This is a genomic window from Parendozoicomonas callyspongiae (genome assembly GCF_023502345.1).
In the GTDB taxonomy this organism is placed as follows: domain Bacteria; phylum Pseudomonadota; class Gammaproteobacteria; order Pseudomonadales; family Endozoicomonadaceae; genus Sansalvadorimonas; species Sansalvadorimonas callyspongiae.
On record NZ_JAMFLX010000006.1, the window covers coordinates 66,144 to 91,263 of the forward strand.

Genomic DNA, 25,120 nt, shown 5'->3' on the forward strand with positions numbered 1-25,120 from the left:
ATGGACGCACCACAGACACTACCTCCGACTCCCGGTTCCTCATTAAGTGCTGGAGGTGCTACACCTGCACCCAGCGTGACCAGATCAAGCCCTTCCGTACATACGGTGCCTGGCCGTCGTCATTCTCCTTCAAACCCTTATCCAAGTCGGAGAACTGATATTCCCCGTACAGCCACTCCTGTTGAGCCAAACAGCGGCTCACTTCTTGGTGAGCAGAAAGCACTTGAGGCACAGCTTGAGCGGGTGCTGAATTTGCAGTGGGTCACGAATGATATGGGTAAGTTCATCAAGTGCCTGAACAATGCTGAATTTGCCAGAAAGATGGGGGTTCAGATTTCTATCTGCACGGAAGGAACGAATGGTCGGTTCGTTTGTATTGCCCCTCCTGATCAGGATGTTTCTGCAGAGAAGCTGAAAAAATTTAAAAATACTGTGAAGACTGTATTAGAGAAGCAGAAAGCTGAATATGCCAAGACACCGCTAAACTTTGATCATCAGATTCAGGCTATTGGAAAGCAGATGCAAAAGTTGGCAGAGAAAGGAAATAACCAGCAATTTAACTTTAACAATGAATTACAGCAGGCCAAGGTGAAAGCCCGTTCTTTTGAATGGCATGATCTGCAACTCAAAGTTAAAGTCACCATGTATCAGGCTGGAAAGGAAGAAAGCAGCCAACATCTGCAAGACGATCATGAAAAGAAATTACGTGAGCAGCAGCTTCTTCAAAAGGAGTATGAGATGAGGCTGCGCGAACAGCAGCTTCTTCAAGAGGAGTATGAGAGAACCCATGCTGAGCAATTAAGAACAGAGCGTAAGAAAAAGAAGGAGCCCATAATGGGGCCGCACACTGTTTACCAGCATGAGTTATATGAATAGTTACTGCTTAAAATAACGGCGGCACAATTTACGCAAATTGCTCTTAATCACAAACAAAACCCTCAAAAAGCGCACAATATCTCCATAACTTCTCTGGAGATATGTTGTGAGCCGGAACAGGAAAGAACTTCAGCACCTGAGCTGTTTAATTGATTCCAATGGATACCTGCCTGTATCGGTCTGGGAAAAAATCCTGCCGGATATGGATGGTGCCATGATTGATCTGAAAGCTATGGATGATGATCTGCACCAGTGGCTGGTTGGCAAGCCAAATCAAAGGGTGCTCGATACTCTGCGCTATCTAGATAGCCAGAACAAACTGGTGGAAGTGCGTTTTCTGGCAATACCGGATATTACAGTGAACCAGGTTGAGAAAATTCGAGCCTTTCTTTCTTCATTGAAAAGTGCTTGAATCCAGCAGTACTCCAGTTTTTTTTTGGAATGAATCGAGTAAACATCCTGAAGTCCCTGGGGTGCTCCTGCAGCCAGCTTGATAAATAAGTAGTGATTTACACTCTGGCGGTGTTGCAACCGGCTTTTAATTTTGAAGGCAACAGTTTCTCAAAAAAGACACCAAAGGCAATCAATGCAATGGCCGTAATTTGACCTGCAGCCAGACTTTCTCCAAGCCAAACCACTGCCAGCAGCACGGTAAAGACAGGAATCAGGTTGACATAGGCTGAAGCCGTAGATACCGGAACCTGGCTGATACCAAAATTGAACAGCCCGTATGCAGCCAGAGTTACAACGGCACCCAGATAGACAATTGAAGCCCCGGCCTCCAGTGGCAGACTTGCGGGAAATCCTTCCCATGCTGCCAGTGGCAGAAAGAACACTGCTCCCACAAAAGACTGTACGGCTGTTAGGAAAAGAGGCTTGTAACGATTCGAGAGCTTTTTGATCACAATGGTGTAGAACGCCGCACAAAGCATGGCCATCAGTTCATAAAAGTTGCCTAACAGGGGATTGGGAGCAGAGCTGTCCTGCTCCGCCTGCAGGCTCAGCCAGACAACTCCCAGAAAGGCAATCAGAAAGCCAGCCCAACTCTGTTTTGAGACTCTCTCCCCCAGAGTGAAGTAAGCAACTACTCCTACCATGACAGGAAGCATGGCGGTAATCATGCCTGCCTGAGAAGCCGTGGTCAGCTGCAAGGCTTTGGCTTCAAAAAGAAAGTAAATACAGGGTTCAAACAAAGCCATTAATAACAGTGCTTTCCAGTCCTGACGATGAATGGCAGCCGGTTTAATCAGTGGCCACATCAGCAGGAATAGAATGGATGCTGTGAGCAGACGGCCAAAAACAATGACCATCGGGGTGGCACTTTGCAGGGCGTATTTGAGAACGACAAAAGAGCTACCCCAAATAACCATTGCCAATAAAAGGGCAGCAGTTGGCAGCCAGGGACGAGAGTTATTCACAATTGTTAATCTTCGAGTTTATTTCAGGCTTAGGTTCTGTTGTGGTTTCATCATAGGCTCAACCCTATGATGAAACCACAACACTCCTAGAGAATTATGATTATCGAGTCTTGATACAGTGAACATTCGGCAAAGTGCAGGAAATAGTGAATATCAGGACAACTACCATTTTTTGCTATTATCGTGCCCTGCTTTTGATAATTGAGCTTTGAACTGCTCCGGATTTACGATCCGGTCTGCAGGGGAAAATAACAATGCTAACTACCAGAAAATCAAGAGGAAGTACTGACTTTCCTATTGTGGTCTGTGCCCTCTACAAATTTGTAGCCCTGGAGAACTATCAGGATTTACGCGAACCGCTGCTTGATACCATGAACAGGTTTCAGGTCTATGGAACCCTTTTGCTGGCCAGTGAAGGTGTTAATGGCACTGTGGCAGGATCAAGGGAGAGTATTGATCTTCTCCTCGAGTGGCTTGTGGAAGATTCACGTCTCAACCCACTTGAAACGAAAGAGTCCTACGTCAGCAAGCTTCCCTTCAAGCGCACTAAGGTCAAGTTGAAAAAGGAAATTGTGACTATGGGGGTTGAAGGAATTGATCCCCGTAAGTCAGTGGGAACTTACGTTGAGCCTGACCAGTGGAATCAATTAATAAGTGATCCTGATGTGCTGTTCATAGACACCCGCAATGAATATGAGATTCAGGTGGGTACCTTTAATGGGGCAATTAACCCACACACAGAAAGCTTTCGCCAGTTTCCAGGTTATGTGAAAAAAGAGCTGAACAGAAAAGCGCACAAGAAAGTCGCCATGTTCTGTACCGGCGGGATTCGCTGCGAAAAGTCAACAGCGTTTCTGAAGGAACAGGGGTTTGATCAGGTTTACCACCTTAAAGGCGGCATTCTGAAATATCTGGAGCAGGTACCGGAATCCGAGTCTTTATGGCAGGGGGAGTGTTTTGTTTTCGATGACCGGGTGACTGTTAATCATAAGCTGGAAAAGGGCAGCTATGATCAGTGCCATGCCTGTCGGCTTCCCATAACCGAAGAAGACAAGGAAAGTAAAAAATACCAGCCGGGTGTCAGTTGCCCAAACTGTTATGACAGCTTAACCCCAGAGCAAAAGGCCCGCTTTGCCCAGCGGGAAAAGCAGATACAGTTATCAAAGGGCAGGGGAGAACACCATATGGGAAAGGGGGTTGCAGAGACTATTGCTCAAAGAAGAGCTGTGAAAACACGCCAGCGGCAATTGCAGAGAGATAAGAGCTCTTAGTTTTGTTCTATCGGTCAGAATAAGAAACAGTTCTGTCACTGATGTCAATTCACGGCTTGCGAGAATGATTTGCTCTCAGAAATGGAGATGCAGAGCTGATGGAAAGACGAGTTGCAGTTAATTACGCAAATGCGATGCAACAGGCTCCCAGTGGATGGAAAAGGGCCTGGAAGTTATCAAATGATTATGTTTTATATCATGCGTTTGGGAAGCTGCCTGAACCAGAAATGACCCACAGATTTGACTGACGAGGCAAAAAACAGAATAGAGTAAACTTCGCTGTGCCTGTGGTCAATCTGTGAAATTGCCAATGTTTCGTAAGAAATAAGTCAGTATCATACGGCACATCACTTTGGAAGCAGATGGGATCTGGTGGTCCCCCCGGTCTTCAAAACCGATGTGAGCCGCATAGGCTCTGGTAGGTTCGATTCCTGCCTCTTCCGCCAAATTTAATGCTCAGGCCGATTCCGGTTGTTTGAATAAATAACAGGACTCGGCCTTTGCTGTATGTGCACCGGCACTTGCCGTTATCCTGTGTCGGGGCCCAGACCTCTCAGAGGAAATTATGGCAGCAAGTCAGGCAAGCCAAGCAAGCCAGGTAAAGCAGCAAAGCCGCCCTCGTCTGCCCCAGGTCGGGCAAATACTGGAATCCCCTTTTCTCGAGCAGGCTATCAGTCGGCTAAGTCGTCCTATTGTCACCGACGCTATCCGCCGGGTGATCGACGGCTATAGAAAGCAGCGTCGCTTTATCACCAGTGATGAGGATATGCAGCAGCTGCAGAATGATATCCTCTCCTCCTGTCGATCCCTGATCCGCACCCGCCAGACCCGTGTTATCAATGCCACCGGGACTGTGATTCACACCAACCTTGGTCGCTCTCCTATCAGTCCTGAACTGTGGGATGCTGTGTCTGAGGTCAATACCGGCTACAGCAACCTGGAAATCAGTCTTGCCAAAGGTAAGCGTGGTGAGCGCAAGGGCCTGGTCAATCATCTGGTTAATGCTCTGACCGGTTCCGAAGATGCGGTGGTTGTGAATAACAATGCTGCATCAGTCTGGCTGTTACTGAACGAGCTGGCGGCAGGCAAGGAAGTTATTGTTTCCCGCGGAGAGCAGATCCAGATTGGTGGTGGTTTCCGTATCCCCGATATCATGCGAATGGCCGGTGCTAAAATGGTTGAAGTGGGCACCAGCAATATCACCACGGCTGATGACTATATAGATGCTGTGACAGAAGACACTGCACTTGTATTGATGGTACATAAGTCTAACTTTGCAGTACGCGGGTTTACCGAGACGGCCGATATGAAAGAAGTTGCCCGTCGCCTGCCTGAGCATGTTCTGCTGGCAGTTGATCAGGGTTCCGGCCTTGTGACTGAAACTATCTCCAAAGAAGAAATTCCCGCTGACCGTTACCTGCGTCAGGGCGCTCATCTGGTCTGCTTCTCGGGCGACAAGATTATTGGTGGCCCTCAGGCCGGTATTATCTGTGGCCGCAAAGATCTGGTGAAGAAACTGGAAAAGAACCCGATGATGCGGGCTTTCCGTCCGGGCCGGGTTGTTTACTCCCTGCTGGAAGAACTGCTGGTTCGCAAGTTGAATAGTGAAGACTGTGGTCGTGGCATTGCAGAGCGCTCCCAGCTGAACCTGGAAGCCAACCGTCAGTGGGCAGAGCGAGAAGCTGCTGAACTCGGTGGCAGCCCTGAGCAGGGTAATTATGTTTCCCTGGTTGAAGATCAGTTGATTATTGGTGGCGGTACGCTCCCTGATGAGTACTACCCTTCCTGGTCTCTGGAGATAAATCTCAATAAAGCTGCCAACCAGATTCTTGATGAGCTGCGTGAGATGCCGGTACCAGTGGTGGCGGTGATCCGCAACGACAAGGTTCGTATTAATCTCGCCACAATTTTGCCTGAAGATCGCGATGTTGTAGCCGGCCAGTTACGCAATTACTTCTTTGCTAAAGAATCCCAGGAATACGTTAAATGAGAGCTGTTATAGGAACAGCCGGCCACGTTGACCATGGCAAAACGGCACTGATCAAGGCTCTGACGGGTATTATGACTGCCCGTCCAAAAGAGCAGGCTCTGGGCATGACCCTCGACCTGGGTTTTGCTCATTTTGAAGGAGCTGAAGGTGAAACCGTTGGTGTGATCGACGTTCCCGGCCACGAACGATATATCCGCAACATGGTATCCGGCGTCTGGAGTCTGGATATGGTGCTGCTGGTAGTTGCCGCTGATGAAGGCTGGATGCCGATGACCAATGATCACCTGCGGGTGATTCATGCCATGGGCATCAAGGATATCCTGGTTGTTATCAACAAGTCCGATGCAGTGGATGCTGACACGCTGGAAATGGTGGAAGAGGAGGTGCTGGAAAAGTGCCTGGAAATCACCGACCAGATTCCAGAATCTATCTGTGTATCAGCCCTGAATGGCGACAATATTCCCCAGCTGAAAGAGATGGTTCTGCGCCATCTGCGTCGGATGGAAGCCCAGGGAAGCGATCTTCAGAGCAGCAGTCAGAGTGCACGTGTCTACCTTGACCGGGTATTTACCGTGAACGGTATCGGTACGGTTATGACAGGCAGTCTGACCGAAGGGCCGATCAGCATTGGCGACAAGATGACTATTATGCCTGCCGGTAAGCCGGTTCAGGTCAAGGCACTGCAGTCCGGTCATAAAAATGCAGACAATGTCGATGCTGTATCCCGTGTCGCAGTTGGTCTCAAAGGTATTACCAAGAAAGAGCTGGAGCGTGGCCATTGTCTGGTTGCCAATCCGGCTGATGCTATGGTGACCGATCATATGATTGTGCGTCTGGCAGAAGGCTTTACCGAAGGGCGTAATAACCGTGAGGTTGAAGTGGCTCTGGGCAGTGCCCACAGTCTGGCCCGTCTGCACCATATTCGTGGTACCCGTCTGGCGCGACTGGTGCTGAGTAATAAAGTCACGGCATTCTGGAACCAGCCTTTCGTTATTATTCGAAATGGTGGTAGTGATCTGCTGTTCAGCGGTCGAGTGGTCTGGAGTGGTGCAGTAGAAGCACGCCGTCGTGCAGATCTGTACGAAATTCTGGAAGCTCTGCCGGAGCAGCCGGAAGAACAGGACCGTCTACAGCTGAGTCTGGATTTCCATGGTTATATCCACCGTGATGCCCTGCATGGCTGCGAAGCCCTTTCTTTTATGGAGGATGCCAGCAGCTGTGTGGATATGAATGGCTGGCTGGTGAGTCATACCTTCCATAAAGAAGCCAATGAGCGTGTGCAGGAAACCCTGAAAAATGAGGGTACTGCGCTGAGTGGTCCGGAACTCGCCAGTAAGCTGAATATCGAACAGGCAGTAATGGATGAAATCCTCAAGGGCCTGAAGGGTGAAAACCTGATTCATATGTCCGGCGGTGCCTGGGTTCTTGGTGGTGGTTCATCGGAAGATGATCTGGGTGAAAAGGGCCGCGTGCTGCTGAAGATGATTCGCGAAGCAGCAGAGAGCGGTCTGGAAGCATCCAAAACCAAGGTTCCCGGTGGACAGAAAGAGCTGCGTAACCTGGTGCATCTCGGTTTTGTGGTTCCCATGGAAGACCAGATTTACTACTACAAAGAGGTTTATGACCGTCTGGTCAGCGCCATCTTGAAGGGTATGTCTATCGGTGAAGTCGTCGCTCTGGGTGAGGCTAAAGACCGTACCGGATTAAGCCGGAAATATATGATTCCTGTCCTCAATCGAATGGAACGGGATGGTTGGGTCAAACGGAACGATTCAGACCGCGTGGTGCTGAAGGTTCCCGGACAGGAGGCGGAAGCCGCATGAGTGAATTACTGATTATTACCAACAACCCCAAGGTTGCTGAAAAACTGTCCCGCTTTAAGCAGGATTTCTGCGAAAGCTATGAGGATGTGCTGAAAACAGCACGTAACCATGTGCATGCCGGTGCAAGGCTGGTGACTCATCCTCTGGCTGGCAGTGTTAAGCCGGGCGAAAGCCCCTACCGCTCAGTAGTTGTTGATACCGATAATACTGGACTGGATATGCAGTCGCTGGAAATCATTGAAAATGCACTGGATCGTTACACGATCATGGTGAATGCCAGAACTTATGCCCGCCAGTACAATGACCAGATTCTGGCTGACTTCCAGGTTATCGACGGTCAGCTGCTGCTGTCCGGCCTGAGCTCTATTCAGGGTGTTGGTACACTGCCGTCTACAATGGCGTAAAATATCTGTTTTCCGTGGTTGTCTCTGGGGCGGAGGCAACCACAATCTATCTCCCCTATTCTGAAATCTTTCTGTTTAATCATCATATAATGCCGTTTCCCAAATTTTTGCTCTGAACGTTCTGGTAGAGAAAGAAGGGAAGGCGTAGCCGCTGAAAACAGTGGTGTGGCGTTGATCTAAAATGGCGCAATAACAAACTTTTCTCATAACCAAATGGTTAGACAGGCTACTGAAAAGGGAATGTGAGGCTGTTTCTTATGTCGAAAGAATATCAACAAAAAACGGGGAAACAGTTGCTATGGAATCCATCAATAAACCTCCTGGCGGGCAAGCATCTCAAGACATCTCTTGCTTATATACAGATCAAAAAGTTGTCAGAGTGGTGGAGCCAGAAGCGGACGCCGGATTGATAACCGGTGAGGAGTTTTACAGGAAGCTCGATTATGTCTGCTGGAAAGAGATGCAAAAAAAACTTACCGCCAGAGATATGCTGACACTTGCGCATGTTTCCAGTATTTTCTATCAGAATAATGTTACGCAGGATCCGCTGGGCCTCAGTCGACATCAGATCCTGACCAATTTTTTTTTGGAAAAATATTATCACACTAATCCGAATATCCAGTCCTTGTACCTTAACAGTATGCCGTTAGGTTTTTCCCGGCAGTGCCAGCCCAATTCTCCTTTCAGACTGTGGTTGAGTAAGAACTTTGATGAGCTGGAGCAGGCGTGGGTTATGGGTGGGGTATTAAGGCAGGCTGCCTTGCTCCGCCATTTGAGCAATCGGGCCGGTAAGGCTGAAAATATTGCCACCCTGGAACAAGATATTACTATCAGGTGCATGGCAATCACCTCTGACAGGCAGGTAATTGCTTACCGTTGTGAAGCAATCCTGAAAATTTGTGACCTGAATCAGGATCAGGATAATCTGGGTAAACAGCCTGTCGTCTCCCTGACGGAAAGCCTCGACATGGTCGAGTGCATGGCATCTGCCGCCAACGGACTGGTGATTACTGCTTCCTGGGTTAGGGACCTGAAAGTATGGGATATGAATAGATCTCTCAGTGAAAGGTGTATCGCTACTCTGACAGGGCACGCAGGAACGATTACTTGCCTGGTGACTACCCCTGAAGGATATGTCATTTCTGGCTCTACTGATCGCACCCTGAAGGTCTGGAATCTGCAGAAGCCCCCGGGTAACGAGTGTACCACCACCCTGACAGGGCATGAAGACAGGATTAACTGCGTGGCTGTCTGCCTCAATGGATTAGTGATTTCAGGCTCTGATGACAAGACCCTGAAAGTCTGGGATTTGCAGAAGCCCCAGGGTAACGAGTGTATCGCGATCTTTAAAGGGCATGAAGGCTCGATTAACTGTGTGGCTGTCTGCCCCGATGGGTTGGTGATTTCAGGCTCTGATGACAAGACCCTGAAAGTCTGGAACATGAAGAAAGCTTCAGGTAACGAGTGTACCGCCACCCTGACAGGCCATGAAGAATCGGTTGAGTGCGTTGCCATCGCTTCCGATGGACGAGTGGTCTCTGCTTCTTCTGATCATACCCTGAAATTATGGGACTTAACCAATGCTCCAGGTAGGGAGTGTGTTGCCACTCTGACCGGGCACAATCAAAAGATTGGTTGCCTGGTCAGCGATCCTGGCGGGCTGGTGGTCTCTTCTTCTGGTGATAAGACCCTGAGAATCTGGGACCCCTATCGGCTCATTAATTGCGCCGAAAAAACAAATGATCTGAATTAAGATTGTACTTTTTCAAGCCTCTTCAACCTTTGTATATTTCTCTGTTTCTTCTGCAAATTTTTAGCTTGTGTGGCCATGTCCATTCCGCCTTTAATGAGTTTTCTTCGTTTTCTTCGTTTTTTTCGTGGCCCCTTGGGGTTTATTTGCCCGGTTGGGCAGCTTACCATTGTACTTGATTTTGTTTGTGGTTGGTCACAGCTCATTGCAGAGGTAGGTGGGAAGAGTGTCGCTACTGGCGACCTCGCCGAAAGGGATGATGGTTGTTCTTGCCTCATGCTTGTTTCAATCATCACTGGTGAGGGTGCGTTTTGCTGTAGCTTCTCCTTCATTTCTTTCAAATTTTCCTCTAGTTCGCTCACCTTTGCTTGCAGTTGCAGATTTTCGAGCATGTATTGGTCAGCCGATGTTTGCTTGTTCTTGAGCTCCTCAATTGATATTTGATATTCACTGTTTTGCTGGCGGAGTTCCTCGATTGAAGCATGACATTCACCGTTTTGCTGGCTGAGTTCCTTGATTGAAGCATGATATCCACTGTTTTGCTTACTGAGTTCCTCGATTGAAGCATGATATTCACCGTTTTGCTGGCGAAGTTCCTTGATTGAAGCATGATGTTCACCGTTTTGCTTGCTTAATTCTTCAGCTTTTTTGCATATATCATCCAGCTTTGCATCCTTATTCAGTCCAAATATGTCAATGAGACTTTGACGTGTATTGTTATGACTCTTCATAAGATCACCTATATTTTGATATGCACCTTTGTCCCAGATGGTAATATCCTGTTTCTCGGAAGTGCTTGGGTCTAATAGGCTGGGTATTGTAAGAGTTGTGAAATGGTCTCTATGTTCTGCTGTTAATTGATTTTTTGCCACCCGAAGCTGATTAACTAGTCGGCTGTAATTCGTACAGTGAGTTTGCAGCTTCCAAAATGTGTCATCCAGATTGGTTCCTTGAGGGATTGATGAGGAAATGTTTCGCAGACATTGCTTGAGCCGCTCTATCGTTTTTTGCTGATCTATTAAAGCTTGAGAGTAACTGAGCCCACCTTTCATAACTGTGACTGAAGTGTTGTCTGAGGTATCAGTTCCTGGCACCGCCTTGGAGAGGTATTGTAAGGACGGGCTAGCTTGTAATGCCTTGTACGCTTCAATTACTGGCCCTGTTAAAAAGCTCCAGTGATTATGATAAAGGAGCTGGTGATGCAACTGTTCATTTGTGCTGTGGAAGGTTTGAGTACCTCTGTCATATATGGGAGTAAAAAGCTGTTGCGGTGGGGGGGGCTGAGTCTGCCATAGGGGACGGTGATACGGCTGGGGAGGCCGAGGTGCTATGGGCTGTGGGTTCATATATGCTGGGTTGGTTGCAGGTGTCCCGGGGTAGGGAGGGGGGGGAAGAGGAATCGGATGCGATACCTGGCTGTAAATCAGTGATGATGAGTGGGGTTTCCCTTGATTGTTTGAAGTTTGACACTGGTACATAATTTATCCTCATATTTAAATATTTTAAGGTTTTGTCTTCTTTTGACTTCGTCTGCCTACAAAAAATCGCTGTAACTAACATCCTTGTTATACGTAAAAACAACAATCGTTAAAGTTAGGCAAAGAGAGTTTGCTTCAAATCAATATTTGTTACCTCTGATAGGTTCATGATTGGCACCAACTTAGGCAGCAACAGAATCAACCAGCAATTTCAGAGAGAATGAATTTGATTCTCATGAATGTGTTCTGGTAATCAAGTTATTGCCTGCACGAAACAGAATGGACGGAGCATTCATGTCAGACATTCTTGACGTTGTTATTGTTGGTGGTGGCGCTGGTGGTATGTCTGCGGGCGTTTATTGTGCACGCGGTAAAATGAGCACCGTGATTCTGGAAGCTAGTGCAAAAACTGGCGGCCAGGCTGCAAAAACCAACGAACTGGAAAACTATCCTGGTATCGACCAGGCTACCGGCCCCGACATCATGGGCGCCTTCCGCAAGCATTGTGAGCGTTTTGGTGTTGAGTTCCAGCGCGGCACTGTAAGCGGTATCAAGGTAGAAGATAACGGTTTTATCAAGCAGGTTACCACCAAAGAAGGTGAAGTCCTGCGAGCCCGCACCGTAATCGTTGCAACTGGTGCTCAGCCTCGTATTCTTGGTATCAAGGGCGAGCGCGAATTCACCAGTAAGGGTGTTTCCTACTGCGCAACCTGCGATGCAGACTTCTTTGAAGAGCTGGATATCGTCGTTGTTGGTTCCGGTAACACTGCAGTAGAAGAATCTGTATTCCTGACCAAGTTCGTTAACAGCATCAAGATGATTGTGCTGCACGACGAAGGCGTTTTGGATGCAGACCGTACTGCTCAAGAGCAGGCATTCGCCAACGACAAGATCGACTTCGTGTGGAACTCCACAGTTGAAGAAATCTGCGGCGAAGAGCTGGTTAACGGTGTTAAGGTCAAGAACCTGAAGACTGGTGAAATCAGCGAAATCGAATGTGATGGCGTGTTCATGTTCGTAGGTACCGTGCCTAACACAGACTTCCTGGAAGGCACTGTAGAACTGGCTAAGGGCGGCTACATCAAGGTAGACGACCAGATGGCTACTAACGTTCCTGGCGTATTCGGCGCTGGTGACGTTAACGACAAATTCCTGCGTCAGGTTGTTACCGCCGCCGCTGACGGTGCTATCGCAGCCGTTGCCGCCGAGCGTTACATGCAGGAAGAAGAGAACTGGCAGGAGCGAGTTCTGGAAGCAGAAGGCGACGTCGCCGTTATGTTCTGGAACCCACTGGACAAGGACGGTATCGCTCTGATGCCTGAGCTGGAAGCTTTCTGCAAAGAGAAAGAACTGCCTCTGGTGACTGTTGACACTTATAAGAGTCAGAATATCTCCGGCCGCTACAATGTTGAAGACATCCCGACTGTTGTTCGTTTTAGCAAGGGTCAGGAAGTTAAGCGCGTCGTTCGTCCGACTGCTGAAGAATTGCAACAGCTGGCTTAATCGCCAGCTCACATTTGGAGTGAGTCATGCTCGAGATTACTAAAGACAACTTCGACGAAGAAGTTAAAAACTTCGATGGCGTTGTAATGATTGATTTCTGGGGTGAGACCTGTGGTCGCTGCCTGGAACTGATGCCTGACGTTGTTGCTCTGGCTGAAAAATACGATGGCAAAATGAAGTTCGCTAAACTGAACATCAAAGGTAACCGTCGTCTGGCCATGGGGCAGGGCGTTATGGGTCTGCCTTCCATCGTTTTCTTCGAAAAGGGTGAGAAGAAAGAACACCTGTCCGGTGAAGAGCTGAGCATCGAAGAAATCGAAAACACTGTTAAGACTTACTGCTAATCAAATTAATTAATTTGCGGTATTTGAATTAATTAAGGCACGTCTTAGAAGTTAATTAATTAACTTCCGCTTTTAAAAAGCAGTGTAATGAATTTTGACCCACTTTTGGGTGGGTCAGATTATCACTGGAAGGATTCGGTGATTATTGATTCCGGAAGAATCAGAAAATTTCTAGGGGGCAGTTATTGATTTAGCTGTCAGATATTGACTCGCTAAGAGCCATAGCCATGTTGAAAGACAAGAAAGTTGTCATTCTGGGCGATCGCGACGGCGTACCTGGTCCTGCCATTGAAGAATGTGTTAAGACCGCTGGTGCTGACGTTGTCTTCTCCGTTACAGAATGCTTCGTTTGAACTTCTGCAGGCGCAATGGACCTGGAAAACCAGAAGCGGATCAAAGAACTTGCAGAAACTCACGGTAACGAGAACGTAGTGGTTGTTCTCGGTGGCGCTGAGGCCGAAGCTTCCGGCCTGGCTGCTGAAACTGTAACTGCAGGTGATCCGACTTTTGCCGGTCCGTTAGCCGGAGTCCAGTTGGGACTCTCCGTCTACCACATCACCGAAGAAGCAGTTAAAGAAGTAGTTGATTCCGCTGTCTACGAAGAACAAGTAGGCATGATGGAAATGGTACTTCCTGTTGAGGAAATCGCTGAAGAGATGGCTCAGTTCCGAGCTTAATCGAATGTGATTAGGAGTCAGTCCTGCGGCGGCTGATTTGAAAGTGGTCTATTCTGCTTTTACCTCAATTACCGCAGCCTGATTCTTTGGAGCTCGGTGACGGGCTCCATCCCATCATTACTGATATTGATTGTTGATTCTTCAAGGCTGGTTGTTTTTAGACAGTATCCTGGGAACAAGAATTCTTGGGATTTCAAGTCAGGGTATTGTCCCAAAACAATCTTTGAACAGCATTAAATCACGGAGTCGATGACGTGAGTTTTGCAGTAGTGAAAGCAGCAAGTTATACACTTGCACATACCCCCGATTTTATTCCTTTCGGTTCTACACCAACTACCGCCAAGGCGCGTAATGACCAAGAGTATTTCGATGCTCTTAAAAAAGGTCTGCGTTCTTTTGATGAGCTGGTAAATTACCCACCCAACCAGTGCTACATTGGTAACATCACTCCTGAACAACTGGGTGAAATCGCTCAGCCTTGGTACAAGGATGCTGCTGCTGCCGAGCGTACCGGTCGTTACGGCGACATCATGCCTCAGGTTGAGTTCTACGCTCTGCTGAAAGCGGCTGATGCCTTCGATCTGGTTGCACTGACTCCTGAGTTCATTGAACAGGCTAACCCTGCTCTGGCTGCTCACCCTCTGCTGAAGCGCTACACTCTGGACGCTTCCAAGGGTATGGCTGCAGCCAACATGCACGCCATGCTGGAAGAGCACAAAGCTGAGCCTCTGAACATGAACGGCGAGCTGGTTGGTATCGTTAAGCAGGCTCACGACGAAGATGAGAACCTGTCTGCGCACATCATGCTCGAAAACCTGACTGTAAAGGCCACCGGCGTTCACGCTGCTCTGTGCCTGGAAGCTCAGGGTGTTGACCTGTCTGAGGTTGACTACATCATCGAATGTTCCGAAGAAGCCTGTGGTGACATCAACCAGCGTGGTGGTGGTAACTTCGCTAAGGCGATCGGTGAGATGATCGGCTGTGTATCCGCGACAGGTTCCGACCTGCGTGGTTTCTGTGCAGCTCCTGCTCACTCCCTGATTCACGCTGCAGCCCTGGTTAAAGGCGGCGCGTTCAAGAACGTTCTGGTTGTGGCCGGTGGCGCTGTTGCCAAGCTGGGCATGAACTCCCGTGAGCACCTGGCCAAGGACATGCCTGTCCTGGAAGACTCCCTGGCTGGTTTCGCATTCCTGATCTCCGAAAACGACGGTGTTAGCCCAATTGTTAACACTGACATCATCGGTCGTCTAAATGTTGGTGCTGGTTCCTCTCCTCAGGCTGTTACCTCTGCTCTGGTATCCGAGCCTCTGAAGGCTGTTGGTCGCACTATCCCTGAGATCTGCCGCTACTCCGTAGAAATGCAGAACCCGGAAATCACCAAGCCTGCCGGTGCCGGTGACGTGCCTGAAGCGAACTACAAGATGATCGCTGCTCTGGCCGTTAAAGAAGGCCAGCTGGAGCGTGCTCAGCTGATGGACTTCGTTAAGAAGCACGGTATGCAGGGCTTCGCTCTGACTCAGGGGCACATCCCATCCGGTGTTCCTTACCTGGGTCATGGTCGTGACGCGATCATGAACGGCGAAATCAACAGCTTCATGGTTGTTGGTAAGGGTTCCCTGTTCCTGGGTCGTATGACCAACCTGTTCGACGGTATCTCTACTGTTGTTGAGAAGAACCCAGGTGTTCAGGGTGGTCATGGTGAGAGTGCTGGCTTCGATAAAGACGAAGCGCGTCGTCTGGTGGCTAAGGCCATGCAAGACGTTGCAGCCCGTCTGACCGAATCTGAAGAATAAGACGGGGGCAGACACGATGTCTGAATTGAACTCTTCGCCTTTAAATCAGGCACTGGCGGAAGCCTTTACCGATATGTCCGATGGCTTGCTCGGTGGTAGCTTCAAGCGCCCCGTCCGCATAGGTCTGACTCTGATCGGTAGCGAGCACGGCACTGACGAGCTGATCTACGCAGCTCAGCTGGCAGCACGTTCCGGTAAGCTGGAGCCTGTACTGATCGGCGACATGTCTTATGAAAATCAGGAAGAAGCACCCTTCGAACTGCATACCGTTAAGGACATGCACGACGGCCATCTGCTGATGGAACAGATGCTCGACTCCGGTGAGCTGGATGGCTGTGTTGCCATGCACTACGGCTTCCCTCTGGGTGTGAGCACCGTTGGTAAGGTGATTACTCCTGCCAAGGGCCGCGAGATGATTATCGCGACCACCACTGGTACTGCAGACACTCTGCGTCCTGCTGCCATGGTGAAGAACGCTATCTCCGGTATCGCCATGGCTCGTGCCACTGGCATCGAAGAACCAACTGTTGGCGTTCTGAACGTTGACAATGCTGCCCAGGTTGAGCGCTCTCTGCGCCAGCTGATCGAAGGTGGCTACAAGGTTCGCTTCACCGAATCTGCCCGTGCAGATGGTGGCGCACTGATGCGTGGTAATGACCTGCTGCAGGGTGTTCCCGATGTTCTGGTTACCGACTCTCTGACCGGTAACCTGATGATGAAAGTCTTCTCCTCCTACACCACCGGTGGCAGCTATGAAGCCCTCGGTCAGGGCTACGGCCCAGGTCTGGGTGAAGGTCAGGAACGTCTGGTTGGCATTATTTCCCGCGCCTCTGGTGCACCTGTTGTTGCTGGTGCCCTGCAGCTGATCGCGGACTGTGCCCGCGGTGACGTGATTGCCCGCTTTAAAGAAGAGCTGGCAGCTGCGAAGAAGGCTGGTCTGGATGAAATTCTTGCTGGTCTGGCACCTAAGACTGACAGTAAGCCCAAGGAAGCAGTAACAGCTCCAGCTGAAACTGTGACCGACGCTGAAATTGGTGGTGTAGATATCCTGGATATCGAAGACGCTAAAGAAGCCTGCTGGAAAGCTGGCATCTTCGCCAAGACCGGCATGGGTTGCACCGGCCCGATCGTAATGATTGCCGCTGCCGACAAAGACAAGGCAGCTGAAGCGCTTAAGGAAGCAGGCTTCATCTAATTGTCTCTTCTCTTTTGCTGGCTCCTACAGTGAATTCAGGAGCTGGCAAAGAGTCTTTGCCATAAAAAAGCGTCCTGCTTTTTTATAACTCGCTGTGGATTTCTCGCTCTGGTTGGGTTGCAAAGGAGTCCGCAGCTTATTACACGATCTGGAGTAAAATCCGTGAAACTCGAAGTTGGAAATATCCACGTCGAGGAGCTTGCCTTCGGCAACGAAAGCACTCTCAGTGGACACCGTGTCGAAATCGACAAGGGCACCTTAATCAATTTTATCCGCGAAATCGATCATCGTATCACCGAAGTGAAGCTGGACATCGCCCTGCCAGGCGAAAAGACCCGCATCATGCCGGTTAAAGACGTTGTTGAGCCTCGTGTTAAGGTTTCTGGTAAGGGTCACATCTTCCCAGGCCGTAACGCTGGTGAAAACGACATCGTAGGTGAAGGCCGCACTCACGTCCTGAAGGGTATGACTGTTATGACTACCGGTAAGGTAGTTGGCTTCCAGGAAGGCATCATCGACATGTCTGGTACTGGCGCGGAGTACACTCCGTTCTCCAAGACCCTGAACCTGGTTATCACCTGTGAAGTAGACGACACTTGCAACCAGTACGACCACGAGCAGATCCTGCGTACCGTTGGTCTGGAAACTGCACGTGAAGTTGGTAAGCTGGCCAAGGACGCAGAAGCTGACGAGGTTAACACCTACGAAACTCTGCCTATCCTGGAGCAAGCTGCTCAGTACCCTGACCTGCCCAAGGTTGGTTACGTTTACATGCTGCAGTCCCAGGGCCTGCTGCACGACACCTACCTGTATGGTGTTGACGTGAAGGCCATCGTTCCTACTCTGCTGTACCCAACAGAAGTCATGGACGGCGCAATCTTCTCCGGTAACTGCGTATCCGCCTGTGACAAGAACCCATCTCTGGTTCACCAGAACAGCCCAATCATCCATGAACTGTACAAGCACCACGGTACTAAGTACAACTTCATGGGCGTTATCGTAACCAACGAAAACGTAACTCTGGCTGACAAAGAACGTTCCTCCAACTGGGTAGCCAAGCTGGCTGTTCAGCAGGGCTGGGATGCAGCGATCGTTTCCGAAGAAGGCTTCGGTAACCCAGACGCTGACCTGGTAATGAACTGCAACAAGCTGGAAGGCGCTGGCATCAAGACTGTTCTGGTAACCGACGAATACGCGGGTAACCAGGGTGAGTCCCAGTCTCTGGCTGACTCCACTCCTAAGGGTGATGCTGTTGTCTCCAACGGTAACGCGAACATGATCGTTGAGCTGCCAGCAATGGAGCGTCTGATCGGTCACGATACCTACGTTGACATGATCGCCGGTGGTACTGAAGGCTCCCTGCGTGCCGACGGTTCTATCAGCATCGAGATCCAGGCTATCACTGGTGCTACCAACGAGCTTGGTTTCCACAACCTGACTGCACGTCAAGGCTAAGCCGTTCCCAAGGAGTTAGGAGATACGAACATGCGTATTCTGCATTACATCAACCAGTTCTTCGGTCAGAAGGGCGGTGAAGAAGCGGCTAACCACCCGATTGAACTGGTGGAAGGTCCTGTTGGTCCTGGTGGCGCTCTGAACGCTGCACTGGCTGGCAAAGCTGAAATTTCCCACACCATCATCTGTGGTGACTCCTACTTCAACGAAAACGAAGAAGTAGCAGTAATGGGCATTAAAGAGATCATTGACCAGGTTAAGCCTGATCTGATCGTTGCTGGTCCTGCTTTCAACGCTGGTCGTTACGGTGTTGCCTGTGGTCGCGTTGGTAAGTTGGCTGCTGAGCTGGGCCTGCCTTGCATCACTGGTATGTACCCAGAAAACCCAGGTTACGATCTGTACAAGCAGACTGCTTACATGGTTGAAACCAAGAACAGCGCTGCTGACATGCGTAAAGCCATTCCTAACATGGCTAAGCTGATCGCTTCCTTCATCGAGAAGGACGGCAAGCTGGGCATGCCTGCTGAAGAAGGCTACATGCCACGCAACCTGCGTATCAACATGTTTGCCGAGAAGCGTGGCGCAGCACGTGCTGTTGACATGCTGATCGCTAAGCTGGGCGGTGAAGAGTTCACTACCGAATACCCCATGCCTGTATTCGACCGTGTTGCTCCTTTCAAGGCTCTGGCTTCTCTGAAGGATGCCAAGATTGCTCTGGTAACCTCCGGTGGTGTTGTACCTAAGGGTAACCCAGATCACATCGAATCCTCCTCCGCTCAGAAGTACGGTGAGTACTCTATCGAAGGTATCGATGACCTGACTGAAGCTTCTCACGAAACTGCACACGGTGGTTACGACCCCGTTAAGTGTAACGAGAACTCTGACGTGGTTCTGCCAGTTGACGTTCTGCGTGACCTGGAAAAAGAAGGTGTTATCGGTTCTCTGCATAACATGTTCTACACCACTGTTGGTAACGGTACTTCCGTATCTAACTCCAAGAAGTTCGGTGCTGAGATTGCTCAGAAACTGCTGGATGCCGGTGTATCCGCAGCTATTCTGACCTCCACCTGAGGCACTTGCACGCGTTGCGGTGCAACGCTCGTTAAAGAAATCGAAAAAGTAATGCCTGTAGTTCACATTGTGACTGTAGTGCCCATCTCCGTAACTGTTGGCGCGAACCGTATCGTTCCTGCTGTTGCGATTCCTCATCCTCTGGGTAACCCCAAGATGAGCCAGGAAGAAGAGAAACTGATGCGTCGTGAGATGGTTGTTAAGTCCCTGGAGACCCTGACGACTGACATCTCTGAGCAGACAGTTTTTTAGGGAAAGGTGTATAAAACCGCCTGATCTTGAAACTATCTCCTCCAAACCCGAGACCCTTCCTGTGAATGCAGGAGGGGTTTTATTTTGTAAGGAGGGGCAATTAAGCGTGTGTCCCTCATTTTATCTGGGATTCATGTTTCTGCCATACATGGAATTGAAGAGATGGTCGGCAGCCTTTTCCAGAGTGTATTTTGTTTCTTCATTTTTTTGAAAAATGTAGTTATTAATGTATAACGCGGATATTTGAGGCTGAGACCCAACTGAGAATGAGTAGGCACCATTGTGCTTTTCATGTACTGTTTTGAGTGTTGAGTAAATCTGTTCCCATGCTTTGGAAAAAGGCATGACCGAAGGTTGAGTTGTACGCAAAGTAGCATTGACAGTTGGATCAAAAAGCAAAAGTTGGCCTGTTCCAAAATGTTGAAAAACAAGATACGAATTAGCCACCAAAGAAGGAATTTTAGTTATATCGCTTGGTTCAAAATAAATGACTGCATCTTCACCAGGTTGAGCAATGACAGAGATTCCAGCTTTATAGCCCAACCCTTTTAAGGTGCTGTTTATCTGAAGTTTTTCCAGTAAGGGCAGGCAGGTAGTGATACAGTTCTCTTGCAAAGAATATTCGCCCTTGAGAAGTTTATCGCCTTCAATCTCTATGGTTGCAGTTATTTGACCATATGAGTGGGGTTCATTATAACAAATAGAGAAGTTTGTCTTGCTGATCATATCGTTCAGGATGGCAGCATGAGAGCTGATGACAGTTTCAGTCATAATCCCCAGTTGGTCAGAGTCCATAAGGTTTTTCTGGATGGTGACTTTGAATAGCAGATCTTCGGGGCAGCCCGGTTGATCAAGTAAAGTGTTCAGAGAGGCCCAGAAAGTTTCAAGTGCACTGTTTCTTGCTCTTATGCGTTCACAAACAGCACAGTCTTTGAATACTGGAAGTTGGTCAAACGTAAGGAAAAAGCCACTTGTTTCTGGATTGTGATTACTTTTCACATGCTCTCTAAGCTCGGTCACTGCCCATCCATCCATGGCATGCCCATCCCATAACCATGTATAGGCTTGATCCTGAAATGCGATATGGTCGAGTGCGAGGAGCCCGGTGTTGTTACCATCAGTGACTTTGACGCTCCACATGGTGTTTTGGCTCCAGCTGCCTGCAACAACAGGTGAAGCACTGGCGGCATCAGGTATTAAGGTCATATTTATGGTTGGGAAAGAATAAACAGGATAATCAACAATTTTGAAGTAAGGTTGTGAATCCATGCCGATCACAATGTATCTATGACCATCGGGGGCAGCCCAATCTGTTCCTTTGGCAACCAGAAATGGGGCCGGTTGATCTCGTGCGAATCCCCACCTGATGTAAAACATAACGGGTTTTCCGTTTATGCATACTTCGGCAGCTGGTGTGATATGGGAAATATGTGATTTATCCCACTTTCGGAATTTGTCTGTTTTGATTGAAAACACAACGGTGTTCTCTAAATCCTGATCCTTCCATACGGTTTGATATTCAGTCTCGGTCTGTTCTTCTGGTTTTTGCTGATCATCCGGAGGCCCTCCTCCTGCTCCAGAGGGGGTACCCTTTGCGGCCTTTTCTGCTGGATTGCTCTCGTTGGTTTTCTTTGGCGTGGCAGGAGGGAGATTATCGGCAGAATCTGATGGATTGTGTGCAGAAGAAGAGCTTTCTGGTTTTTCTACCGGACAGCTTTTTGTATAAAGAGACAGAGCTTGTGTTCTGTTGGCTATAGGCAAAGCGTCTCCGCTGATAACGTACTCGTTTGAAGTGGTCGGAAGGTGATTCTGTAATAAGTAAAAAGGAAGCTGCGACATCTGAGATTTAGGATCTCCAGCACCAGAAGATGCTGTCATGGAGTACAAGCAAAGCGACAATATTATTTTCTTTATGGTCATAATCGGCGGCCCCTCAAATGCAAAAGATCGTAGCGAAACGTAAGCGAGTGTAGTCAGGTTTTGTAAACGCTGATTAGCGAAATGCAGTGAAAAATGTGTGGTGCTGTGGATGCCGGAGGGGGGATTATTTTGTAGGAGGGGGAGAATTTTCGCATGCCTCCCCGGTTTGCTTAGGATTCATATTTTTGCCATACATGGCATTGAATAGATGGTCGGTTGCCTCTTCAAGTGAGTGTTCGATTCCTTCATCTTGTGGATAAATGTAGTTATTAATGTAGAGCATGGATATTTTAGGCATAAAACACCCCGGATATGAGTATATTTTAGTGTGTTCTTCATGTTCTGTTTTGAGTGTTGAATAAATCTGCTCCCATGCTTCAGAAAAAGTTATGACCGAAGGCCGAGTTGTAAGCAAAGTAGCATTGACGGCTGGGTCAAAAAGCACAAGCTGGCCTGTTACAATATGTTGGAAAACAAGATATGAACTGACCGCCCACTGAGGGACTTGATCTAAAACGCTTGATTCAAAATATAAGACTGCACTTTCACCAACCTTATTGATAACAGCAACTCCCATTTTATAACCAAACTTTTTGATCCAATCGCTTTTCTGGAGCTCTTTCAGCATGGGCAGGCAGGTATAGGTACGGTTGGCCAAAAGATATTGGCCTTCGAGAAGCTTATCGCCGTTAATCTCCCAAGATTGAGTTATTCGATCAGGTGAGCTGAAATCATTATCAAGAATAAGGAATTTTGTCATCCTGATAGCATGCTTCAGGTAGACAGGAAAAGTGTCGATTTCAGTTTTGGTCGTAATATCCAGTTTGTCAGGGCCTGTTGGGTTTTTCTGGATAGTGACTTTAAACAGCAGGTTTTCGGGGCAGTTCGGCTGATCAAGTAAAGATATCAGAGATTGCCAGAAATTTTCCAATTCTGTGCGTCTTGTTCTTATTCGTTCGCAAAAGGCACATTTTCTGAATAGTGGAAGATCGTCAAAACTAAGGGTTAAACCACTTACATCTGAATCGTGCAAACTTTTTATATGCATCATGAGTTCAGTATTCCTCCACCCATCCATAGCATGCCCATCCCGGTATTCTGTATAGGCTTGATCCTGGAATGTGATCGTTTCGAGGGCGAGGTGCTCGGTGTTGTTGTCATCAGTGACCTTGATGCTCCAGATGGTGTTTTGGCTCCAGCTACCTTTAACAATGGGCGAAGCGCCGAAGGCATCAGGCTCCAAAGTTATATTAATGGACGGGAAAAGATGAGTAGGGTGATTGGCAAGTTTAATAGTTTCAGATGGATACTCATGGAACACAACACCGTTACGCTCATATTCGGGTATAGTGTCAGCCCAGTCCGTTCCTTTCGCAACCAGAAATGGGGCAGGCTTCTCTAGTTCGTATCCCCAATTGATATAAAAAATTACGGGTTTTCCGTCAATATGTACCTTGGCAGCTGGTGTGGTATGAGATGCAAATGAATGATCCCACCTTCGAAATTTTTCTGTTTTGATTGAAAACACAACGGTGTTCTCTAAATCCTGATCCTTCCATACGGTTTGATATTCAGTCTCGGTCTGTTCTTCTGGTTTTTGCTGATCATCCGGAGGCCCTCCTCCTGCTCCAGAGGGGGTACCCTTTGCGGCCTTTTCTGCTGGATTGCTCTCGTTGGTTTTCTTTGGCGTGGCAGGAGGGAGATTATCGGCAGAATCTGATGGATTGTGTGCAGAAGAAGAGCTTTCTGGTTTTTCTACCGGACAGCTTTTTGTATAAAGAGACAGAGCTTGTGTTCTGTTGGCTATAGGCAAAGCGTCTCCGCTGATAACGTACTCGTTTGAAGTGGTCGGAAGGTGATTCTGTAATAAGTAAAAAGGAAGCTGCGACATCTGAGATTTGGGATCTCCAGCACCAGAAGATGCTGTCATGGAGTACAAGCAAAGCGACAATATTATTTTCTTTATGGTCATAACCGGCGGCCCCTCAGATGCAAAAGGTCGTAGCGAAACGTAAGCGAGTATAGTCAGGTTTTGTAAACGCAGATTAGCGAAATGCAGTGAAAAATGTGTGGTGCTGTGGATGCCGGAGGGGATTATTTTGTAAGTTTGTTTAGGGTTTATGTTTTCCCACCATGCTCTTGAAGGTTGTTCTGTTCGCTTATTCCCGGGGAATGATGTCCATCCGCAAGATGCCTTCCAATACCAGCAAAGAGTGGAGCAGAACTCACAATTCGGGATAAAAAGAAGAAACTGGAGAAAGCTGTCAGTCGTCTGATGAAACAGCACCGCGAGCAGAATACCCGTGATGACGTTAACGCCCAGCACCGACAGGAAAATGAGCAACGCATAGAAACAACGAAGAAGGCTTAAGGCTTCCCGTCGGATCAAGTCATTCCTGAAGGAACAGCCAGAAAGCCATAAGAGAAAGCCTTTGTCTGAATATTCGGATGAGGGTTTCCACGTAAGAAATTGAGCTAAAAAGCACTCTCAAAAATATCAACCAACTCTTCTCTGGTGGCCTGAATCGGGTTGGTCAGGCTGCAGGCATCTTTCAGGGCATTGTCTGCCAGGTTGCCGAAGTCTTCCTTCTTGACTCCCATTGTTTCAAGTCCTTCCGGTATTCCAATATCCCATGCAAGAGTCTGGATTTCTTCCAGTGCACGATCCGCCCCTTCCCGTTTGGAAATACCCGATATATCTACTCCCATAGCAGCGGCGACACGGGCCAGTTTTTCAGGGCAGCACTTGGCATTGAAGCTTTCCACATGGGGGAGAAGAATAGCATTGCAGACCCCGTGGGGAAGGTCATAAAAGCCACCGAGCTGGTGTGCCATGGCATGTACATAACCCAGGCTGGCGCTGTTAAAGGCCATTCCGGCCAGAAGCTGGCCATAAGCCATCTGGTTGCGGGCTTCTATATTGTTACCGTCGTACACAGCTGTTCTTAACCAGCTGGAAACCAGCTCAATAGCCTGCAATGCACAGGCGTCAGTTACTGGTGTTGCGGCAGTTGATACATAGGCTTCGACGGCATAGGCAAGTGCATCCATACCGGTTGCTGCGGTCAGGGATTTCAGCATAACCTGCATCAGGGAAGGGTCGTTGACTGACATAGTCGGTGTCGTGTTTTTATCCACGATAGCCATTTTTATATGACGCAGTTCATCGGTAATGATACAGAATCGGGTGATTTCGCTGGCTGTTCCGGCAGTAGTGTTTATGCAGATCAGGGTTAATTGTGGTTTGGTTGATTTATCCACACCCTCATAATCCTTGATTGAACCACCGTTGCTGGCCACAAGCGCGATACCCTTGGCGCAGTCATGGGGTGAACCTCCGCCAAGAGAGATAACACAGTCACAGCCTGCTGTCGTCAGTTTCTTCAGGCCGTCTTCGACATTTCTTACTGTCGGGTTTGGCTGGGTTTTGTCATAAACAGTGCAGGCAATACCGGCGACTCCCAGTTTTCCGGTTACACTGCTTACGACTCCTGCCTCAGTCAGAACTTTGTCGGTCACAATCAAAGCTTGTTTTAGACCAAGGATTCGGATATCGGATATAGCTTCATCCAGACAGCCTGCACCCATATGGTTCAGGGCCGGCATATAGAAACGATAAGCGCTCATGGCAGTCTTTCTCTGGTGAAAGGTGCCGTTAATATAGATGGCTTAATGACGGTCGGAGATGATGTTGGAGAGGGTAAAGGAAGAAAAGAGTAAAAACCTTGTTTTGGTAGGAATGATCAAGGCAAGGTTACACAGTAGGGAAAGTTGAGATTGGAACCTGCTTAGCAAATCGTGCACAAAGATAGATGCTCAGGGCAATGAGTGGATATAAGAAAAAGCCCCGGGAAACGTGAGTTGCCCGGGGCTTTTTTCAGACTGAAGGCTTTATCTCAT

At 48.5% G+C, this 25,120-nt stretch carries 19 protein-coding genes and 1 tRNA gene; 15 read left to right on the forward strand and 5 right to left on the reverse strand.

The features are described from left to right. The gene (locus M3P05_RS06050) at nt 1-876 is read left to right on the forward strand and encodes a hypothetical protein (protein ID WP_249698533.1); all 876 of its coding nucleotides are present in this window, start codon (nt 1-3) and stop codon (nt 874-876) included. Between the two features lie 106 nt (nt 877-982). Beyond that, a complete protein-coding gene (locus tag M3P05_RS06055) occupies nt 983-1,288 on the forward strand; it encodes a hypothetical protein (protein WP_249698534.1) in 306 nt (101 codons plus the stop codon). A 97-nt stretch (nt 1,289-1,385) separates the two neighbouring features. Here M3P05_RS06055 and M3P05_RS06060 read toward each other — a convergent pair whose 3' ends face one another. Next, on the reverse strand, nt 1,386-2,294 hold the full coding sequence (locus tag M3P05_RS06060; protein ID WP_249698535.1) for a DMT family transporter: 909 nt from the start codon (nt 2,292-2,294) through the stop codon (nt 1,386-1,388). Between the two features lie 254 nt (nt 2,295-2,548). Here M3P05_RS06060 and trhO point away from each other — a divergent pair, with 254 nt between their 5' ends. From trhO to M3P05_RS06090, 6 genes are all read left to right on the forward strand, one after another. Continuing rightward, a complete protein-coding gene (gene trhO, locus M3P05_RS06065; RefSeq protein WP_249698536.1) occupies nt 2,549-3,565 on the forward strand; it encodes an oxygen-dependent tRNA uridine(34) hydroxylase TrhO in 1,017 nt (338 codons plus the stop codon). A 354-nt stretch (nt 3,566-3,919) separates the two neighbouring features. After that, nucleotides 3,920-4,011, forward strand: a tRNA-Sec gene (locus tag M3P05_RS06070). Nucleotides 4,012-4,130: 119 nt separating this feature from the next. Further along, on the forward strand, nt 4,131-5,555 hold the full coding sequence (selA, locus tag M3P05_RS06075) for an L-seryl-tRNA(Sec) selenium transferase (RefSeq protein WP_249698537.1): 1,425 nt from the start codon (nt 4,131-4,133) through the stop codon (nt 5,553-5,555). Beyond that, nucleotides 5,552-7,378, forward strand: a complete 1,827-nt coding sequence (selB, locus tag M3P05_RS06080) for a selenocysteine-specific translation elongation factor (RefSeq protein WP_249698538.1) — start codon at nt 5,552-5,554, stop codon at nt 7,376-7,378. Before selA ends, selB begins: the two co-directional genes overlap by 4 nt. After that, complete coding sequence (locus tag M3P05_RS06085; RefSeq protein ID WP_249698539.1) at nt 7,375-7,782, forward strand: GrdX family protein; 408 nt, start codon at nt 7,375-7,377, stop codon at nt 7,780-7,782. Before selB ends, M3P05_RS06085 begins: the two co-directional genes overlap by 4 nt. Before the next feature lie 298 nt (nt 7,783-8,080). Further along, entirely contained in the window at nt 8,081-9,535 is a 1,455-nt protein-coding gene (locus M3P05_RS06090; protein WP_249698541.1) for a WD40 repeat domain-containing protein, read from the forward strand. Here the strand turns inward: M3P05_RS06090 and M3P05_RS06095 are convergent. After that, a complete protein-coding gene (locus tag M3P05_RS06095; RefSeq protein ID WP_249698542.1) occupies nt 9,532-10,737 on the reverse strand; it encodes a coiled-coil domain-containing protein in 1,206 nt (401 codons plus the stop codon). The genes M3P05_RS06090 and M3P05_RS06095 overlap by 4 nt on opposite strands. A gap of 567 nt (nt 10,738-11,304) precedes the next feature. Between M3P05_RS06095 and M3P05_RS06100 the strand changes: the two genes are divergently transcribed. The 7 genes from M3P05_RS06100 (at nt 11,305) to grdB (ending at nt 19,300) form a co-directional block, all read left to right on the forward strand. Then, on the forward strand, nt 11,305-12,513 hold the full coding sequence (locus M3P05_RS06100) for an FAD-dependent oxidoreductase (protein WP_249698543.1): 1,209 nt from the start codon (nt 11,305-11,307) through the stop codon (nt 12,511-12,513). Between the two features lie 26 nt (nt 12,514-12,539). Next, a complete protein-coding gene (gene trxA, locus M3P05_RS06105; RefSeq protein WP_249698544.1) occupies nt 12,540-12,857 on the forward strand; it encodes a thioredoxin TrxA in 318 nt (105 codons plus the stop codon). A 227-nt stretch (nt 12,858-13,084) separates the two neighbouring features. Beyond that, nucleotides 13,085-13,534: a glycine/sarcosine/betaine reductase complex selenoprotein A gene (grdA, locus tag M3P05_RS06110; RefSeq protein ID WP_249698545.1), complete on the forward strand. Its 450-nt coding sequence runs from the start codon at nt 13,085-13,087 to the stop codon at nt 13,532-13,534. Nucleotides 13,535-13,788: 254 nt separating this feature from the next. Beyond that, complete coding sequence (gene grdC / locus M3P05_RS06115; protein WP_249698546.1) at nt 13,789-15,327, forward strand: glycine/sarcosine/betaine reductase complex component C subunit beta; 1,539 nt, start codon at nt 13,789-13,791, stop codon at nt 15,325-15,327. 16 nt (nt 15,328-15,343) lie between these two features. Next, nucleotides 15,344-16,522: a glycine/sarcosine/betaine reductase complex component C subunit alpha gene (gene grdD, locus M3P05_RS06120; RefSeq protein ID WP_249698547.1), complete on the forward strand. Its 1,179-nt coding sequence runs from the start codon at nt 15,344-15,346 to the stop codon at nt 16,520-16,522. A 162-nt stretch (nt 16,523-16,684) separates the two neighbouring features. Further along, on the forward strand, nt 16,685-17,977 hold the full coding sequence (locus tag M3P05_RS06125; RefSeq protein WP_249698548.1) for a glycine/sarcosine/betaine reductase component B subunit: 1,293 nt from the start codon (nt 16,685-16,687) through the stop codon (nt 17,975-17,977). A gap of 30 nt (nt 17,978-18,007) precedes the next feature. Further along, nucleotides 18,008-19,300, forward strand: coding sequence for a glycine reductase complex selenoprotein B (gene grdB, locus M3P05_RS06130; protein WP_249698549.1), 1,293 nt, complete (start codon nt 18,008-18,010; stop codon nt 19,298-19,300). 120 nt (nt 19,301-19,420) lie between these two features. On the opposite strand, the gene M3P05_RS06135 is transcribed toward grdB, so the two are convergent. From M3P05_RS06135 to M3P05_RS06145, 3 genes are all read right to left on the reverse strand, one after another. Then, on the reverse strand, nt 19,421-21,178 hold the full coding sequence (locus M3P05_RS06135; protein WP_249698550.1) for a hypothetical protein: 1,758 nt from the start codon (nt 21,176-21,178) through the stop codon (nt 19,421-19,423). 166 nt (nt 21,179-21,344) lie between these two features. Then, on the reverse strand, nt 21,345-23,609 hold the full coding sequence (locus M3P05_RS06140) for a hypothetical protein (RefSeq protein ID WP_249698552.1): 2,265 nt from the start codon (nt 23,607-23,609) through the stop codon (nt 21,345-21,347). Between the two features lie 86 nt (nt 23,610-23,695). After that, complete coding sequence (locus M3P05_RS06145; RefSeq protein WP_249698553.1) at nt 23,696-24,847, reverse strand: iron-containing alcohol dehydrogenase; 1,152 nt, start codon at nt 24,845-24,847, stop codon at nt 23,696-23,698. Between the last annotated feature and the right edge of the window lie 273 nt (nt 24,848-25,120).

Bases quoted from the DNA above. Each gene is read 5' to 3' on its own strand.
- M3P05_RS06050 (WP_249698533.1), top strand. From the start codon at position 1: ATGGACGCACCACAGACACTACCTCCGACTCCCGGTTCCTCATTAAGT.
- trhO (WP_249698536.1), top strand. From the start codon at position 2,549: ATGCTAACTACCAGAAAATCAAGAGGAAGTACTGACTTTCCTATTGTG.
- selA (WP_249698537.1), top strand. From the start codon at position 4,131: ATGGCAGCAAGTCAGGCAAGCCAAGCAAGCCAGGTAAAGCAGCAAAGC.
- selB (WP_249698538.1), top strand. From the start codon at position 5,552: ATGAGAGCTGTTATAGGAACAGCCGGCCACGTTGACCATGGCAAAACG.
- M3P05_RS06085 (WP_249698539.1), top strand. From the start codon at position 7,375: ATGAGTGAATTACTGATTATTACCAACAACCCCAAGGTTGCTGAAAAA.
- M3P05_RS06090 (WP_249698541.1), top strand. From the start codon at position 8,081: ATGGAATCCATCAATAAACCTCCTGGCGGGCAAGCATCTCAAGACATC.
- M3P05_RS06100 (WP_249698543.1), top strand. From the start codon at position 11,305: ATGTCAGACATTCTTGACGTTGTTATTGTTGGTGGTGGCGCTGGTGGT.
- trxA (WP_249698544.1), top strand. From the start codon at position 12,540: ATGCTCGAGATTACTAAAGACAACTTCGACGAAGAAGTTAAAAACTTC.
- grdD (WP_249698547.1), top strand. From the start codon at position 15,344: ATGTCTGAATTGAACTCTTCGCCTTTAAATCAGGCACTGGCGGAAGCC.
- M3P05_RS06135 (WP_249698550.1), bottom strand. From the start codon at position 21,178: ATGACAGCATCTTCTGGTGCTGGAGATCCTAAATCTCAGATGTCGCAG.
- M3P05_RS06145 (WP_249698553.1), bottom strand. From the start codon at position 24,847: ATGAGCGCTTATCGTTTCTATATGCCGGCCCTGAACCATATGGGTGCA.